Consider the following 16,160-nt stretch of genomic DNA (forward strand, 5'->3'; position numbering starts at 1 on the left):
ATGACCGCCTATTCCTTTTCTTGTAATTTAATAATACGAGGACGCTCAACCCAGCCATCGTCGCCATCGGATACGATTTCCATCACCTCAATTTGAGTCGGTGATGCCGATATAATTTTGCCGTGATTTCGGCCCATGTAATTGCCTACCGTCACTGGCTCGACACTTCTCTGACTGCCTGGCCCGGTATCTATCAACGCCCACAGGGAACCGTTCTGCTCAACCGTGCCGACCATCAGCATATTTGTGATACTAAAGTTCTCTAAATACTCTTTAGGCCTGCTTAAATCTGGCTCAACAGATTTACCGCCCTTAACGCTTGCCAGCTCTTCAACAGGACGCTCGAAAGGGCTGCGCAGCGTCATGGCCGAATAACTAAAAGGAGGCAAAGGCCTAAACACCGGAAGCGGCTCAATTTGCTTGCCGGGACGTCGCTTGGTCTCTTCGATGTAATCACGCAGATCACCCAAGTCACCGCCAGCGCCACAGCCGCTCAGCAATAAAGCAGCTAGCAATAGTGGGGTCTTATTATTCATCATCCCCACCTCCTTGATAATGGTAGGTTTTGGCCCCAATCTCCATCAGCAAATCTCCGCCCTCTTTGGACTGCTTAATGGAGAAATCATGTAAAGTCACGATCCGTGGCATACCCGCCACACCGCTCACAAACCCCCCGAAATCGTGATACCCACCTTTCACGGTGATATTAATAGGAAGCTCCACATAATATTCAGCGTCCCGCGGGTCTTGAAGCTCCAAGCTCAAATCACTCAACCCGCTTTCTACGCTGCGCGCATCGATGTCATCCAGCAGCCCAGGCACCTCGTTGTCGGAAGGTAAGCGTGCCAGTAATGATTCAAAGGAGCGCTGCATCTCTTCCATTTGCGCCCGATATGCCGCCAGGTTTGCCGCCTGAGCACTTCGAGTTTCAAAGGTTTGACGCAGGGTGCGCTCTTCGGCCTGCTCACGCACTAGCAGTTCATTGATCGATTTAACTTTAAAATAATAAGTAGCCGCCAATACCGCAGCCACGATAAACAAACACACAAGAATTTTAGTTGGCAGCGGCCAAACACCCAGTTTATTTGGGTCTTCGTAGTCGAATTCACGAACCGCCGCAATGGTATCTTTAAAAGCCATTACTCTGCCCCCTCATTGTCTGACTCTACATCAGCCGCTTTTGCGACTACCGTTTTAACGGTCATCGAAAAAGCATTCGCCTGCCCTCCGGCTCCTGGAGCCACCTCCACGGAAGACAAGTTAGGGGAGTCGTACCAAGGCGAGGAATCCAGATTCCTCATAAAACTAGACACTCGATTATTGGATTCCGCCAAGCCCTCCATGCTTACGGTTTCTCCAACTCTCTCTAATGAAGTTAAGTACACACCGTCCGGAATAGCTCGAACCAACTCATCGAAGTGGTGAACAATCACCGAACGAGTGCCTTCCAAACTGCGAATCAACTCCATTAGCTCCAAAAGCTCTTCACGCTTTTTTTGCAAATCTTTGATCTCTGCAACTTTTTTATCCAGCTCAGCGATTTCACTTTGCAGCATTTGATTCCGCTGATTCTGGTGCTCCACTCGCCCATTCGCCTGAGAGATCCAGAAAAAAGCCAATACACAGGCCACCAAAAAGACGCCAAACATTATGGCGATGAACTCTTTTTTCTTTTCTTCGCGGTAAGTAACCCGCCAAGGGAGAAGGTTTATATTAGCCATTAGTCAAAGCTCCTCATCGCCAGCCCTGTTGCCACCATCAGCGATGGGGCATCATTGGCAAGAGCCGCCGCATTCACCCTGGATGCAACCGACATATTTGCAAAAGGATTTGCCACCAATGTCTGTGTACCTAGCTTCTCCTCGATTAATTCAGCAAGCCCCTGCATGGAAGCTACACCGCCAGCCAAAACGATATAGTCAACATCATTGTATTCACTGGAGGAAAAGAAAAATTGAAGTGAGCGGGTGATTTGCTGCACCACCGCTTCTTTGAATGGCTCAAGCACTTCTGAGTGATAATCATCAGGCAAACCACCTTGCTTTTTCGCAAGCCCGGCTTCCTCCATCGATAATCCATAGCGCCGCTGTATTTCTTCGGTGAGCTGGCGCCCCCCAAACAGCTGTTCACGCGTATAGATAGTACGGCCATCGACCAAGACACTTAATGTGGTCATTGTTGCACCCACATCAAGCACCGCCACCACTTGATTGTCCTGATCTTCGAGCTGCTCTAGCACCAACTCAAAAGCTCGCTCCATGGCATACGCTTCAACGTCGACCACTTTTTCTTCTAGGCCAGCCCCCTGAAGTGCCTCTACCCGAGAATCCACGTTCTCGGTCCGACACGCGGCCAGCAACACCTCGACCATCTCAGGATCGTTTGGAGACTCTCCAACCACCTCGAAGTCAATGGACACTTCGTCTGTGTCAAAAGGAATGTACTGGTCGGCTTCTAAGTAAATACGATTTTCCAGGTCGTCATCACTTAAGCCTACGGGCTGCTCAATAACCTTGGTGATGACCGCAGACCCCGCTACCGATACAGCCGCCTGCCTCAACTTGGTTTTTGACTGTTTCACCAGAGTGCGAATAACTTCCGCCACTGCGCCCGGGTCATTTATGTTTTTTTCGACCACAGAGTTGGGAGGTAGAGGTCTCACCGCATAAGTTTCTACACGGTAGCGATCCCCATTACGGCTCAACTCCAGAAGCTTGACTGAAGTAGAGCTTATATCGACCCCCAGCACCGGCTTGGTCTTTTTATCCAAGAATCCGAAAATGCCCATTTTTCTATCTATATCCGTAACTTAGCTGTCGTTTATGTTATAGCACTTTAACTTAAGCCTGCAACAAGTACACACGTATGTAAACCGATAAAAACCCCGTATAATGCACACCTCTTACGGCAAGTGTTGCTAACCCTCTAATTCCCATAGAAAAAATGCTTAAAAAATATTCTTTTATCAAAGTGCTTTTATGGTTAATCGCAGCCGGATGCGGCGTGACAGCCATCACATTTGCCGGCCTATACCTATATCTCGACCCCAAATTGCCCGAAGTTCAGACACTAAGGCAAGTAAAACTGCAAACGCCCCTGCGCATTTACTCTAGCGATAATAAGCTGATAGGCGAGTTTGGTGAGCAGCGACGAACCCCTATCAGCTATAACGAAATCCCGCCCTTATACATAAAAGCTCTACTTTCCGCAGAGGATGCACAATTCTACGGCCATAACGGCGTCTCTATTAAAGGACTTTTGCGAGCAGCGTCACAATTATTGCAAACAGGGCAAATCCAGTCGGGCGGCAGCACGATCACCATGCAGGTCGCAAGGAACTTCTTCCTGACCTTTAACCAGACTTTTGCCCGTAAATTCAACGAAATCTTGCTCGCCCTGCAAATAGAGAGAGAACTCAGCAAAGCCGAAATCCTCGAGCTTTACAACAACAAAATCTATTTTGGAAATAGAGCATACGGCATACAAGCGGCGGCTAATGTCTACTATGGCAAAGATATTGGCGATTTAAACTTAGCTCAGTGGGCCATGATTGCCGGCTTACCCAAAGCGCCGTCCGCTTACAACCCTTTGGCAAACCCTTCGCGTGCTTTAATTCGTCGAAACTGGATTCTCGGACGGATGTACGAGCTAGGCCACATTGACCAGAACACTTGGCGCAGCACAACAGCTGAGCCAATTACCGCCCGCTACCATGGACTTACACCAGAACTATACGCCCCCTATGTTGCAGAAATGGCTCGCCAAGAGGCCATTGATCGTTTTGGCCAAAGCGCCTACACGGACGGCTACAACATCTACACCACAGTAAACGCTCACTTACAAGAAGTCGCCCAAAAAGCGGTGACTCAGGGTGTTGTTACTTACGATCAGCGCCATGGCTATCGCGGCCCTGAGCAGAGCTTTGCCAACACCGACCCAACTGCATGGCTCGAGCAAGTGAAAAATATCCCTGCTTACGGCGGCCTTGAACCCGCCGTGGTGACCCAAGTAGAAGAGCAGTCGGCCGAGGTATTACTGCGCGACGGCAGCACTGTGACATTAAGCTGGGAGCAGGGGCTGTCCGATGCACGGCCTTATCTTAACGAGAACTACCGGGGCAAAAAGCCGTCCACAGCAGCCGACGTGCTCTCTGCTGGCGATTTAATTCGCCTGCGCCAATCCGCCGCAGGATGGCAGCTGAGCCAATTACCCGCAGCAGAAGCAGCTCTTATTTCTCTCTCCCCTGAGAATGGCGCTATTGTTTCCATGGTTGGAGGCTTCGACTTCAACCAAAGCCACTTCAACAGAGTCACACAAGCGACTCGACAGCCAGGCTCATCTTTTAAACCTTTTATTTACACCACCGCTCTAGAAAACGGTTTTACGCCCGCCACAATCATTAACGACGCGCCCATCGTCATTGAAGATGCGAGCCTTGAAGGCACATGGAGACCTGAGAACGATGGCGGGAAGTTCCTAGGCCCCATGAGAATGCGAACCGCCCTCTATCGATCACGAAACTTGGTTTCAATCCGAATTTTACGCACGCTGGGCATGAAAACGGCGCATGAGAGCTTAGCCAGGTATGGCTTTGACGCAGATGCAATGCCTTACGATCTCTCATTAGCTTTGGGCAGCCACGACGTAACCCCCCTCAAATTAGCTGAAGGTTACGCTGTCTTTGCTAACGGTGGCTATAAAGTCGCCCCCTACCTTATAGAGCGCATTGAAACGGTAGACGGAGAGCTTCCTTTTAAGGCAAACCCGGCTACTGTATGCCGTGAATGCGATACTGAAATGGATAAAACCAATACTGAGGCCAACACCTTAGAAGAGTTGCTTGCCACAAACTCAGCCCCAACAACTCCTACCCCAGCCCCCATGAAAGCACCACGTATTCTGGATGCGCAAACCGCTTTTATTGCCGACTCTATGCTCCGTGATGTCATTGCTCGGGGCACAGGGAAACGGGCACGAGTACTGGAGCGAGGTGATATTGCAGGAAAAACAGGCACCACAAACGGCCCACGTGATGCCTGGTTTGCGGGCTACAGCCCCGACATTGTCACAGTGACCTGGCTCGGCTTCGATAACAACACGCCGCTCGGCAACAACGAATACGGCGGCTCCGCAGCGCTACCCATCTGGATTGACTATATGCGCGCAGCCTTGGCAGACAAACCCGAGAAGCCCAGCAAAAGACCCAGCGGTATTGTTACAGTGCGTATAGACCCGGAAACCGGCAAACGTGCTGGCCCGAATGACCCAGACGCAATATTCGAAATATTCCGTGAGGACAATATTCCACCACTGCAAGGCTCTGGAACCAGAGCAGAAGACAAAAGCTCGCAAATGATTCCTGAAGAACTTTTTTAAGTAAGAGAAAACAATAATTGCCAACAAAAAAGCCCGTCATAAAGACGGGCTTTTTTGTTGGCCTGAGAGAGATCCCCTCAACGCACTCTGTCTTACTTTTTAGCGCCGCCGATACGACCGCCAAAACGCTTGTTAAAGCGATCAATACGACCACCGGTATCAACAACTTTCTGCTTACCAGTAAAGAACGGGTGGCACTCAGAGCAGACGTCAATGTGGAAGTCTTCGCCCAGAGTAGAACGAGTTTTGATTTGATTTCCGCAGCTGCAGCTCGCAGTCACGTCGGTATAATTTGGATGGATATCAGCTTGCATGATCTTAGCCTATGTTGTGTATACCGCCACCTGAACACAAGGTCAAAGCCTCTTTGCCTGGCACGGTATCGCGGGTTATCGCAATTTCGGGGCCGCGATACTACCACAGCCACACCCCAAATCAAGGGGAATGTGCATTTTTTAGCCGCAACGGCCCCGCCAACTTTAACCGATGAGTTCTAGCCCCAATTAACGTAAGATTATTAGCCACTTAAGCGTTAGTGTCAGCCTCAGATGCCCTACTCCAACAGTGTACAAGTCGCCTTGCCAGTACCCTTGCGGCAGCTCTTCGACTACCACTTACCTATCGCCACTTCTGATGCCAGCGTCGGGGCCCGTATTCGAGTCCCTTTTGCAGGGCGTGAGCTGATCGGCATTGTTATGTCTAAGACAGCCAGCGGCAAAATTGACGACGCAGACATTAAACCTGCGAAGGAGCTTTTAGATTCTTCGCCAGTTATACCTGAGGATGTGATCCAGCTGCTTCGCTGGGCTGCGAATTACTATCACTGCCCATTAGGCGAAGCCATGCAAGCGGCTTTACCCAGCCTTTTACGCCAGGGAGAACCTCCCAGGTATCAGCAGGATTCTAACGAGTGCTACTGGCAGCTGACTGCGGAGGGGCAGGGACTGCCCGACGCACCGTTACCCAAGGCGCCTCGCCAAGCGGAACTCGTCCTCCACCTAAGGAAGCAGGGCTCCTGCAAGTGGGAAGAACTCAAATCTCTTGGCTTTACCCGTGACACTCTTAAACGCCTGACCGAACGCAACCTTATTGAACCCAGCTCAAGCCCTGAACGTTTACGCCCAATTCAACCACCACTCCCCCTAAACACTGAGCAACAACAAGCGCTTGATCGTATTCAATTGGGGAGCTACAACACCTATTTGCTTGATGGAATTACCGGTAGTGGCAAAACTGAGGTTTACCTGCAAGCCATCGCGCGCTCTTTTGAACTTAATCCTCTCTCCCAAACGTTAGTGCTAGTGCCTGAGATTGGATTAACCCCGCAAACAATTCGCCGTTTTGAACGCCGTTTTCAGCAGGAAATCGTCACCCTGCACTCTGGCTTAACAGACCGTGAGCGACTCAACGCATGGGTGAAAGCGTCTGATGGCAGAGCCCGTATCATCATCGGGACCCGCTCGGCGATATTCACACCATTACGCCATCCGGGTTTGATCATCGTAGATGAAGAACACGACATCTCTTTTAAGCAGCAGGACGGGTTTCGCTATTCGGCCCGGGATTTGGCATGTCTTCGGGCTAAGAACCTAAACATCCCGGTCATACTCGGCAGCGCCACACCGGCACTTGAATCGCTACACAACGCCCAAACCAACCGTTTTGTTCATTTATTATTGCGCCAGCGAGCCAATCAGCAAGCCGCCCCGGCAATACAAATCGTCGACAGCTCCCTGTGCCCTCCGGACCGGAATATTACGGATATAAGCCTCCAAGCCATCCGCCAACATCTCAGTGCAGGCAACCAAGTACTGGTATTTATAAATCGTCGCGGATACGCCCCTACCTTGCAGTGTCACGACTGCGGTACTCAAGTGCTTTGCCCCAACTGCGATGCACGCCTTACGTTACATCAACAACCCAGACATCTGCACTGCCACCACTGTGACTACCAGTGCTCAGTACAGTCGCGCTGCCCAAGCTGTAACAGTCACAGGTTAATTGCGATAGGCGCAGGAACCGAACGCAGTGAAGCGTTTTTATCCCATGAGCTGCCCGGCACCGACATTATCCGAATAGACCGCGACTCCACCCGCCATAAAAACTCACTTGAAAGCAAGCTAGCCAGCATCAAAAAAGGCGCTCCCTGCGTGCTTGTCGGAACACAAATGATCGCCAAAGGCCATCATTTTCCCGACGTCACCTTAGCGCTTATTTTGGATGTAGATAGCGGTTTATTGAGCGCCGACTTTCGTGGCCCAGAGCGTATGGGGCAGCTCATTACTCAGGTCGCAGGCCGAGCGGGGCGCGCCGAAAAGCCCGGCGAAGTCATTTTGCAGACGCGCAACCCGGACCACCCACTGCTCGGTTTATTAGTCGAACAAAATTACCAGCATTTTGCGACCGCAATAATGACCGAGCGGGAGATCACCCAAATGCCTCCTTTCGGCCATTTAGCCATGCTTCGAGCAGACGCCCCCAGTGCAGAGCAGGCTCAGCATTTTCTGCAACAATTGCGAATGTACAGCGATAGCCTACCGGCTAACCCAGCACTGCAGGTACTCGGCCCCATGCCCGCGCTGATGGAGAAACGCGGTAAACGCTTCCGCTACTTGATTCAGTTAAAATCAAACAGTCGCGGAGCACTCAACTCGCATCTTCAGCACCTGACACACTACATCGCTAACCTCAAACCGCCTCGTCATCTGCGCTGGTCAATCGACGTTGATCCTCAAGATATGGGCTGAGTAACAATTGCAGCCTGGATCCGACTGCCCGTAAAATACCCGCTTTTGCAAGAGCGCCCACCATGACCCGAGATTACGCCAAGAAAAAGCGCCCTGCGGCGAAAAAAGCCGCACCCAAGCCCCAGGTTCCCTGGTGGGTATGGCTTTTTATCGGCTCAATGCTGGGTGCTTTTATTATGTTTTTGGTTTACTTGGCCGGGTTATCGCCCAGCCAACAGGCATCCCCCGCCGCCCCGGCACCTGTCCCTCAGGCCAAGGTATCTCAACCTGAACCCGAAACCGAAAAAGAAAAGCCCGACCTTCCCAAGCCACGGTTTGACTTCTATAAACTGCTGCAAGAAAGTGAAGTGATTGTTCCCGCCACCGAACCGGTAGAAACAGGACAAACCGTCAAACAAGAGCCCGCGGTAGAGTACTTATTGCAAGTAGGCTCATTTCGCAAAGCGGAGGATGCCGACAAGCTGCGAGCGCAATTAATTTTACTGAATCTTGATGCGCGCACTGAGGATGTCACTATTCGCAATGGTGAACTCTGGCACCGAGTGGTGGTAGGGCCGTTTGACAATCAATCGCGCTTAGCCAAAGCCCGTTCAACGCTAGTGTCCAACCGCTATAACGCGCTTGTACTGAAACGCAAGCCAGGCGGTTAATCCAATTTGGAGGGGGCATAGCCATTGCCCCCTAACGCGACCACCCATTTCCGCTTGAATTCTGAAAACTTGCCCCCACCGTGAAGTTACTCGTGGCGCTACTCTCCTAGCACCCTATCCAATTACCGACAGCAAAGGATACACAGTGGAACAGTACCGAGGTACCACCATTCTCTCCGTGCGCCGTGGCAATACTGTTGTCATTGGTGGCGACGGCCAGGTCTCACTGGGCAACACCATTATGAAAGGCAACGCCCGTAAGGTAAGACGCCTGTATAAAGATCAGGTTTTAGCGGGTTTCGCCGGCGGCACTGCCGATGCCTTCACCCTTTTTGAGCGCTTTGAAGCCAAGCTCGAAGCCTACGGTGGCCAGCTTACCCGCGCGGCAGTCGAGCTTGCCAAAGACTGGCGCACCGAACGCTCGCTGCGCCGCTTGGAAGCTCTACTTGCGGTAGCGGACAAAGAAGCCTCGCTGATCATTACCGGCAATGGCGATGTCATTCAGCCAGAAGACGATCTGATAGCGATTGGCTCCGGTGGCGCATTCGCCCAATCGGCGGCCCGCGCCCTGTTAGATAACACCGAGCTGGATGCAAAAACTATCGTCGAGAAAGGGCTGTCCATCGCAGGCGACGTTTGCATTTATACCAACCACAACCAGACCATTGAATCTCTGGATTACTGATTGCGAGTAACTTTATGTCCAGCATGACCCCACGAGAAATCGTGCACGAACTCGACCGTTTTATCGTCGGCCAACACGATGCCAAGCGTGCCGTCGCTATCGCGTTACGCAACCGCTGGCGTCGCATGCAAGTGAATTCCGACTTGCGCGGTGAAATCACCCCAAAAAACATTTTAATGATCGGCCCAACCGGGGTGGGCAAAACCGAAATCGCCCGCCGCCTGGCCAAGCTTGCCAAGGCACCTTTTATTAAGGTGGAAGCCACTAAATTTACCGAAGTTGGCTATGTGGGTCGTGATGTGGAATCCATTATTCGCGACCTGGTAGAAAGCGCCATTAAAATGCAGCGTGAACAGGCCATGAAGCGTGTTGAAGTACGCGCAGCCGAAGCCGCCGAAGAACGCGTGTTAAATGCCTTGTTGCCCAAAGCCCGCGGCGAAACCGATAGCGAATCAGGCGCGAATACGCGTCAGGTTTTTCGCAAAAAGCTTCGCGAGGGAGACCTGGACGATAAAGAAATCGAAGTGGATGTGTCCGCCACACCAGTAGGCGTTGAAATAATGGCACCCCCTGGCATGGAAGAAATGACCAGCCAGCTGCAAAACATGTTTTCGTCCATGTCCAACGGCAAAACCCAGACCAGTAAAATGACCGTTAAACAGGCGCTGAAAACACTTCAGGAAGAAGAAGCCGCCAAGCTTGTAAATCATGACGACATTAAGAGCCTGGCCATTGAATCAGTCGAACAAAACGGCATCGTATTTCTGGATGAAATCGACAAAGTCGCAAAACGCGGTGAAAGTGGCGGTGCCGACGTGTCCCGTGAAGGCGTGCAACGCGATTTACTGCCGTTAATTGAAGGCTGCACGGTAAGCACGAAACACGGCATGGTCAAAACCGACCACATTCTCTTTATCTCCTCGGGGGCGTTTCATTTATCCAAGCCTTCAGACTTGATACCCGAACTGCAGGGCCGGCTACCGATTCGCGTGGAGCTCAGCGCTTTGACACCCGATGATTTTGAGCGAATTCTCACCGAACCTTCAGCTTCTCTTACTGAGCAACATCACGCCCTGCTACAAACCGAAGGGGTAGATATTGAATTTACCAAAGAGGGAATTCGTCGCATTGCCGAGACAGCGTTTGAGGTTAACGAGCGCACCGAGAACATTGGCGCACGCCGTTTACATACACTACTTGAACGCTTGCTTGAAGACATATCCTTTGATGCGGGCAGTGCCGACAGCCGTTTTGTGATCGATGCCGACTATGTGGAAAAACATTTAGGCGAACTGGCACAAAACGAAGATCTGAGCCGGTATATTTTGTAAAACCCGTTATGCAGGCACCCCGCAAAATCAAACTGCACCGGGACACCGCCGAACTGGAAATCCAGTTCGGTGCAGACTCCCACCGCTTGAGCGCAGAGTTTTTGCGGGTGTACTCCCCCAGCGCCGAAGTGAAAGGCCACGGCCCGGGGCAGGCCATCCTTCAGCATGGCAAGAACAACGTTGCTATCACGAGCATAGAGCCGGTAGGCAACTATGCCATACGGCTCACGTTCAGCGATGGCCACGACTCGGGCATATACACTTGGCAGCAGCTTAAAGATTTTACAGACAACCAGCAAAGCTATTGGCAGCAGTACACAGACGCACTGGAGAAAGCAGGACTCAGTCGCGACCCTCACACCTCGGTAATCCGGCTTAAGTAGCGGTTACTTCGCTTTTTACGCCGTCGATCCGCTATAATGCGGCGCTACATTCATTTTTCTAAGCGTAATCTGCATGCCGGACGTTCCCGCCCAACCCATTCGCTACCTGGTTCGCCTCGCTCTTCTGCTGGCAGCTTTAGTGGCTATTATCATCTACTATATCGGTGCAGGTGATGAAGCCGCGCAAGCAGCGGCTCAAGAAGGCGGCCTTATAGATTTTTCCTCTGCGCTCGGGTATTTCCTCTGCGCGGCATTAATGGCCGTTGTGGGTGGCCGGCATGTTATAAAGCACCATTACCCGCTGATACTCGCACTCACTTTGCTGGGCATGCGCGAGCTGGATCTGGATAAACGCCTCTCTACCTTCGGTATATTTAAAAGCCAAACCTTTCGCTCCGCCGATGTTTCATGGCTGGAAAAAGGCATTTCGTTAGCCGTCATCATCGGGGTTTTATGGCTGCTTATAATCATGGTTCGACGCTACACCAAGCCGCTGTGGTTTAGCGTATGGCGTTTTGAAGCCGTATCGCTGATAACCGGATTTGGCTGCGGCATGTTGGTATTGGCACGTTTGCTGGACGGCATTGCGAGAAAGCTTGCCACTCTCAACATTGCTTTTTCCGAGCACCAAGAAGTACTCACCACCATCACCGAGGAAGTACTAGAGCTGGGCGTGCCACTGTGTTTTATTCTGGCGTTTTTTGCTTATTATCGGGTTTATCATCCAGCATCTATACGCAAAAAAAACTAGCTGCCGTGGGTGATCCGGTTAAATGCTTTTAACACTCGGGAAACAGTAAGCGCCTGTTTCCAAAACTTATCTTTCAGCGGGCGGCAGAATAACCAGGCCGGAGCCAGCACTGCCTCATTTTTTTCCCAAGCCGGAGCCCACATACGTGCCGTGCCGGCGCGAATACACAATGAGACAGTAGGCAAGCCGATGCTTGAGGCCAAGTGGCCGATTCCCGAATCTGAACCGATAAAATAGTCACAACTCGTTAAGAACTCAGCCACTTCAGCCAAGTCAGGTTTACTTACTATCATGTCTTCAGGTAAACCCACCCAATCCCGAACTTCAAATGGAGCCAAAATAAATATTGGTTTAAATCCGCTATCTTTTAGCCGATTCGCCAGTGCAATAAATTTCTGCTTAGGCCACTCTTTAAAGGAATCAGCTGAGGTAGGGTGTATGGCAACCACTTTTGAGTTATCAGCCTTAGAAGTCGGCACCACCATACCGTTGCGCTGCGTAGGGTTCTTGACACCCCAGAAATTTGCGCAATACTCGGCCTGAATACTTACCATAGAGCGCTTAGCCTTAAAGAGTTTTGCATCACTCATAACCTCGACAGGCACTTGAGCCTTTCTGAGCAAAGCAACGAAAGGCCTATCGAACATCACGACAACTCGATCGAACTGATTCCAAAACACCTGATCTTTCTGCAAGTTTTCAGTGGGAGAAGGTTGTACCTGAAACTGCTCGAAATAAGCTTTTAACGAGTGAATATAGGTATTGAAAACCACCACATTGTTACCTTGGGCCACTAAATTATTAGCCGCCACCATACCGATCAGCGAATCGCCGAGACGGTCACTCAAAATTAAAGCAATTTTCTTAGGCATAAAGAGCTACTCAGTCCTTTTGAGCAATGTAAATGGGTGACACTAAGTACAGAAATTTATCTAGCCATTGAATAAATCAGCGGACACACTTTATTCGACTCAAAAGTGTGCATGGGATATAAAAACCGCAACCTAGAGAACTAATCAGATTGGGCAAGAATTTTTTCCACAATACCCGTTGTTGAACAATCATCAAGAAACTGCAGAACCTTCACATCACCACCATAAGCTCGAACGATGGGCGCACCGACCACCTGCTCTTCGGTGTAATCACCACCTTTTACCAGCACTTCGGGCTGTAGCGCTCGCAGCAAATTCTCTGGTGTATCATCGGCAAAGCTCACCACCCAGTCCACCGCCTCGAGTCCGGCCAATACCGCCATGCGCCTGTCGACGGGGTTAATGGGCCGCGATGGTCCTTTAAGTCGGGACACCGATTCATCGCTATTCACCGCCACGATTAACCTATCCCCCAGCTCACGAGCCGATTGCAAATAGCCAACATGGCCTGCGTGAATAATATCGAAGCAGCCGTTGGTAAATACGATCTTTTCACCTTTGCTGCGCGCTTCCTGCAGCGCAGTTTGCAGCTGCTCTTGAGAGACAACACCGCGCTCTACACCTTGCTCGGCCTGTACAGCCAGACGCAGCTCAGGGCCACTGATGGTTGCCGTCCCTAGTTTCCCCACGACCATGCCTGCGGCAAGGTTAGCCATGCCCACCGACTCCGGCAGGCTATAACCTGCAGCAATAGAAGCGGACAGCACCGCAATCACGGTGTCACCGGCGCCCGTCACATCAAACACTTCACGGGCGCGAGCAGGCAGATGCAGTTCGGGCTGCGCTTTACGCAACAGTGTCATCCCCTGCTCGCCACGGGTGACCAATAACGCTTCCAGGTTTAACGTCGTCATTAATTGGTTCGCTTTATCAACCAATTCCTGCTCGCTATTGCAGGCGCCAACCACGGCTTCAAACTCATGCAAGTTAGGCGTTAGCAACGTGGCCCCAGCGTAACGGGTGAAATCTGTACCCTTGGGGTCTACCAGTACGGGCACATTGGCTTTGCGAGCAGTTGCAATTAAAGCCTGACAATCCCCAAGTGAGCCTTTCGCGTAATCCGACAACACCACGACATTCACGTCGCCTATTTGTTGCTGTAACTTTTTCTGATGCTCGCTGCAATCGGCCTGAGTAAACAGCTCCTCAAAATCCATCCGCAACAACTGCTGATGACGGCTCATTACCCGCAACTTAGTGATTGTCGGCTTAGCCGAAGAAACTTGAAACTGAGTTGAAACTCCGGCAGCACGAAGCTGACCAGCCAGTACATCAGCGGCTTCATCCTGCCCCACGACGCTAATCAACGAGGCCGACGCCCCCAGAGCCGCAAGATTAAGAGCAACGTTGCCTGCACCGCCTGCGCGATCGTCCGTTTGCGAAACCTTCACCACCGGTACCGGTGCTTCAGGAGAGATGCGCGATGTGCCTCCGTGCCAATAGCGATCCAACATAACATCGCCGATCACCAAAACCCGCGCACTATCGTATCTGGGGGTAGAGAGATGCATAGTAATAAACCTTAAAGTGTCAGCGAATCCGATTGGGTCGCACTGTGTAAGCGGGCGTAGTGCCCCTGCTTCGTCATAAGCTCGGCATGGTTACCTTGCTCGACAATACCGCCATCTTCCATCACGACGATCAAATCCGCTTTTTCAATCGTTGACAAACGGTGCGCAACAACAAAGGTCGTGCGCCCGCGAGAAACCGTATCCAAGGCCTGTTGAATATAACGCTCAGACTCGTTATCCAGCGCCGAAGTGGCCTCATCCAAAATTAAAATGGGTGCGTCTTTTAAGATGGCCCGGGCGATCGCCAGCCGTTGTCGCTGGCCACCAGAAAGTTTGGCGCCACCTTCACCAATAAAGGTGTTATATCCTTCAGGCAACTCGTCGATAAACTCATCCGCGTAAGCCAGCTGCGCTGCGCGCTTGATATCCTCAAGGCTGGTTTTATCAAGCGCACCGTAAGCGATATTGGCAGCAACGGAATCGTTGAATAACACTACTTGCTGAGTCACCAAAGAAATTTGGCTGCGCAAATTTTGCAGTTGATATTCGCGAACATCAGTATCGTCTACGCAAATATCCCCTTTAAAGCCGCTGTAAAAGCGCGCCAATAGGTTCACGAGTGTTGATTTACCACTGCCTGATTTACCGACCAAGGCGACCACCGTACCCGGTTCAACCTCAAGATTAATACCTTTTAACGCTTCTCGCTCACTGCCTTGATAAGCAAAGTGCAGGTCACGCACAGACACTTTACCGCGCACGCGCGTGGGTTTGAAAAGGCCACTATCCTCTTCGGTTTTTTCGTCCAGCACCTGAAAAATGCTGTCTGCGGCTGCCACACCTTTTTGGATGACTGGCACCATTTCACTGAGCTGGCGCATCGGCTTTAGCACCATACCAACGGCTAAAAAGTAGGCAACAAAGGCACCCGAATCTTTAATTTGCATTTGGCCCAATGCCACCCACAATAAACCGCCCATGGCCAAGGCCACAATAATTTGAATCAAGGGGGTATTTAATGTGGAGGTCAAAACAATTTTTAGGTTTTGCAAATAGTTACGCCAGCTGGCTTCGCGGAAACGCTGCGTTTCATAGTCCTCGCCACCGAAGCTGCGCATCACACGGTAACCATTAATCATCTCAGAGGTTACTTGAGTTATGTCGCCCATACTGTGCTGGACTTTGGTACTGAGCCGACGCAGGCGTTTACCCACGTAACCGACCAGCGCCGCAATTAACGGCACCACCCCCATCATCAGCAGAGTTAATACCCAGTCCTTATAAAACAGGTAACCGAGCAGTGCGATGACGGTGGTGCCCTCACGAATCATGGTTTTCAACGCTTCAGTAGAAGCGGTGGTGACATTATTAACATTAAACGTCACCAGCGACATCAACTGCCCCGAATCATTGCGCTCAAAATATTCGCCAGGCAAATACACCATGTGGCTGAACAATTGCACCCGCAAGGTATCGACAATACGGTAAGAAACTTTGGCAATAAAAAAGTTACCCAAAAAACCACCAAAACCGCGAATCGCAATAATGCCAATAATAATCAACGATGGCAGCCACAAAGGGCCTCGCTCCTCAGTCTCGATAAAATTCAGCAAATACTCCATATACTGAGCCATCGCCGGCTGCGAAGCGGAGTAAACGATAAAGCCGACAACACTGATTAAAAAGCTCAGCCAATGAGGTTTAACATAGCTGAGCAGGCGAAAATAAACCGTTAAGGATGCTGAATCAGATGATGCGTTGGGTGAGCTTTTTGTGTCACTCATAGGCTCGTAC

General features: G+C 51.0%; 15 protein-coding genes. 7 read left to right on the forward strand and 8 right to left on the reverse strand.

What is annotated here, in order from left to right:
• Positions 1-8: 8 nt before the first annotated feature.
• The 4 genes from D568_RS0112055 to D568_RS0112070 are packed head-to-tail and all read right to left on the reverse strand — an operon-like array spanning position 9 to position 2,788.
• On the reverse strand, positions 9-539 hold the full coding sequence (locus tag D568_RS0112055; protein ID WP_020209859.1) for a pilus assembly protein PilP: 531 nt from the start codon (positions 537-539) through the stop codon (positions 9-11).
• Positions 529-1,140 (reverse strand): type IV pilus inner membrane component PilO, encoded by a 612-nt coding sequence (locus D568_RS0112060; RefSeq protein ID WP_020209860.1) that lies wholly within the window; start codon positions 1,138-1,140, stop codon positions 529-531. Before D568_RS0112060 ends, D568_RS0112055 begins: the two co-directional genes overlap by 11 nt.
• The gene (locus D568_RS0112065) at positions 1,140-1,721 is read right to left on the reverse strand and encodes a PilN domain-containing protein (protein ID WP_020209861.1); all 582 of its coding nucleotides are present in this window, start codon (positions 1,719-1,721) and stop codon (positions 1,140-1,142) included. Before D568_RS0112065 ends, D568_RS0112060 begins: the two co-directional genes overlap by 1 nt.
• Positions 1,721-2,788: a pilus assembly protein PilM gene (locus tag D568_RS0112070; RefSeq protein WP_020209862.1), complete on the reverse strand. Its 1,068-nt coding sequence runs from the start codon at positions 2,786-2,788 to the stop codon at positions 1,721-1,723. The genes D568_RS0112065 and D568_RS0112070 overlap by 1 nt, the downstream gene beginning before the upstream one ends.
• Before the next feature lie 155 nt (positions 2,789-2,943).
• Between D568_RS0112070 and D568_RS0112075 the strand changes: the two genes are divergently transcribed.
• The gene (locus D568_RS0112075; protein WP_020209863.1) at positions 2,944-5,376 is read left to right on the forward strand and encodes a penicillin-binding protein 1A; all 2,433 of its coding nucleotides are present in this window, start codon (positions 2,944-2,946) and stop codon (positions 5,374-5,376) included.
• Positions 5,377-5,468: 92 nt separating this feature from the next.
• Here the strand turns inward: D568_RS0112075 and rpmE are convergent, their stop codons facing one another.
• Entirely contained in the window at positions 5,469-5,690 is a 222-nt protein-coding gene (gene rpmE, locus D568_RS0112080) for a 50S ribosomal protein L31 (protein ID WP_020209864.1), read from the reverse strand.
• Positions 5,691-5,924: 234 nt separating this feature from the next.
• Between rpmE and D568_RS0112085 the strand changes: the two genes are divergently transcribed.
• The 6 genes from D568_RS0112085 (at position 5,925) to D568_RS0112110 (ending at position 11,923) form a co-directional block, all read left to right on the forward strand.
• Complete coding sequence (locus D568_RS0112085) at positions 5,925-8,123, forward strand: primosomal protein N' (RefSeq protein ID WP_020209865.1); 2,199 nt, start codon at positions 5,925-5,927, stop codon at positions 8,121-8,123.
• Between the two features lie 62 nt (positions 8,124-8,185).
• Positions 8,186-8,773, forward strand: a complete 588-nt coding sequence (locus D568_RS0112090; protein WP_020209866.1) for an SPOR domain-containing protein — start codon at positions 8,186-8,188, stop codon at positions 8,771-8,773.
• A gap of 145 nt (positions 8,774-8,918) precedes the next feature.
• The gene (gene hslV / locus D568_RS0112095; protein WP_020209867.1) at positions 8,919-9,458 is read left to right on the forward strand and encodes an ATP-dependent protease subunit HslV; all 540 of its coding nucleotides are present in this window, start codon (positions 8,919-8,921) and stop codon (positions 9,456-9,458) included.
• 14 nt (positions 9,459-9,472) lie between these two features.
• Complete coding sequence (gene hslU / locus D568_RS0112100; RefSeq protein ID WP_026287023.1) at positions 9,473-10,789, forward strand: ATP-dependent protease ATPase subunit HslU; 1,317 nt, start codon at positions 9,473-9,475, stop codon at positions 10,787-10,789.
• Positions 10,790-10,797: 8 nt separating this feature from the next.
• Positions 10,798-11,172, forward strand: a complete 375-nt coding sequence (locus D568_RS0112105; RefSeq protein ID WP_020209869.1) for a gamma-butyrobetaine hydroxylase family protein — start codon at positions 10,798-10,800, stop codon at positions 11,170-11,172.
• 73 nt (positions 11,173-11,245) lie between these two features.
• The gene (locus D568_RS0112110; RefSeq protein WP_020209870.1) at positions 11,246-11,923 is read left to right on the forward strand and encodes a hypothetical protein; all 678 of its coding nucleotides are present in this window, start codon (positions 11,246-11,248) and stop codon (positions 11,921-11,923) included.
• Here the strand turns inward: D568_RS0112110 and D568_RS0112115 are convergent.
• The 3 genes from D568_RS0112115 to msbA form a co-directional block, all read right to left on the reverse strand.
• The gene (locus tag D568_RS0112115) at positions 11,920-12,795 is read right to left on the reverse strand and encodes a glycosyltransferase family 9 protein (protein WP_020209871.1); all 876 of its coding nucleotides are present in this window, start codon (positions 12,793-12,795) and stop codon (positions 11,920-11,922) included. The two genes, D568_RS0112110 and D568_RS0112115, sit on opposite strands and share 4 nt — an antisense overlap.
• A gap of 140 nt (positions 12,796-12,935) precedes the next feature.
• Positions 12,936-14,366, reverse strand: a complete 1,431-nt coding sequence (hldE, locus tag D568_RS0112120) for a bifunctional D-glycero-beta-D-manno-heptose-7-phosphate kinase/D-glycero-beta-D-manno-heptose 1-phosphate adenylyltransferase HldE (protein ID WP_026287024.1) — start codon at positions 14,364-14,366, stop codon at positions 12,936-12,938.
• Positions 14,367-14,377: 11 nt separating this feature from the next.
• The gene (msbA, locus tag D568_RS0112125; RefSeq protein ID WP_020209873.1) at positions 14,378-16,150 is read right to left on the reverse strand and encodes a lipid A export permease/ATP-binding protein MsbA; all 1,773 of its coding nucleotides are present in this window, start codon (positions 16,148-16,150) and stop codon (positions 14,378-14,380) included.
• Positions 16,151-16,160: the final 10 nt, after the last annotated feature.

Origin of the sequence: Gilvimarinus chinensis DSM 19667, assembly GCF_000377745.1 — a bacterium.
GTDB lineage: Bacteria > Pseudomonadota > Gammaproteobacteria > Pseudomonadales > Cellvibrionaceae > Gilvimarinus > Gilvimarinus chinensis.

Bases quoted from the DNA above. Each gene is read 5' to 3' on its own strand.
- D568_RS0112055 (WP_020209859.1), bottom strand. From the start codon at position 539: ATGATGAATAATAAGACCCCACTATTGCTAGCTGCTTTATTGCTGAGC.
- D568_RS0112060 (WP_020209860.1), bottom strand. From the start codon at position 1,140: ATGGCTTTTAAAGATACCATTGCGGCGGTTCGTGAATTCGACTACGAA.
- D568_RS0112065 (WP_020209861.1), bottom strand. From the start codon at position 1,721: ATGGCTAATATAAACCTTCTCCCTTGGCGGGTTACTTACCGCGAAGAA.
- D568_RS0112070 (WP_020209862.1), bottom strand. From the start codon at position 2,788: ATGGGCATTTTCGGATTCTTGGATAAAAAGACCAAGCCGGTGCTGGGG.
- D568_RS0112075 (WP_020209863.1), top strand. From the start codon at position 2,944: ATGCTTAAAAAATATTCTTTTATCAAAGTGCTTTTATGGTTAATCGCA.
- rpmE (WP_020209864.1), bottom strand. From the start codon at position 5,690: ATGCAAGCTGATATCCATCCAAATTATACCGACGTGACTGCGAGCTGC.
- D568_RS0112085 (WP_020209865.1), top strand. From the start codon at position 5,925: ATGCCCTACTCCAACAGTGTACAAGTCGCCTTGCCAGTACCCTTGCGG.
- D568_RS0112090 (WP_020209866.1), top strand. From the start codon at position 8,186: ATGACCCGAGATTACGCCAAGAAAAAGCGCCCTGCGGCGAAAAAAGCC.
- hslU (WP_026287023.1), top strand. From the start codon at position 9,473: ATGTCCAGCATGACCCCACGAGAAATCGTGCACGAACTCGACCGTTTT.
- D568_RS0112105 (WP_020209869.1), top strand. From the start codon at position 10,798: ATGCAGGCACCCCGCAAAATCAAACTGCACCGGGACACCGCCGAACTG.
- D568_RS0112110 (WP_020209870.1), top strand. From the start codon at position 11,246: ATGCCGGACGTTCCCGCCCAACCCATTCGCTACCTGGTTCGCCTCGCT.
- D568_RS0112115 (WP_020209871.1), bottom strand. From the start codon at position 12,795: ATGCCTAAGAAAATTGCTTTAATTTTGAGTGACCGTCTCGGCGATTCG.
- hldE (WP_026287024.1), bottom strand. From the start codon at position 14,366: ATGCATCTCTCTACCCCCAGATACGATAGTGCGCGGGTTTTGGTGATC.
- msbA (WP_020209873.1), bottom strand. From the start codon at position 16,150: ATGAGTGACACAAAAAGCTCACCCAACGCATCATCTGATTCAGCATCC.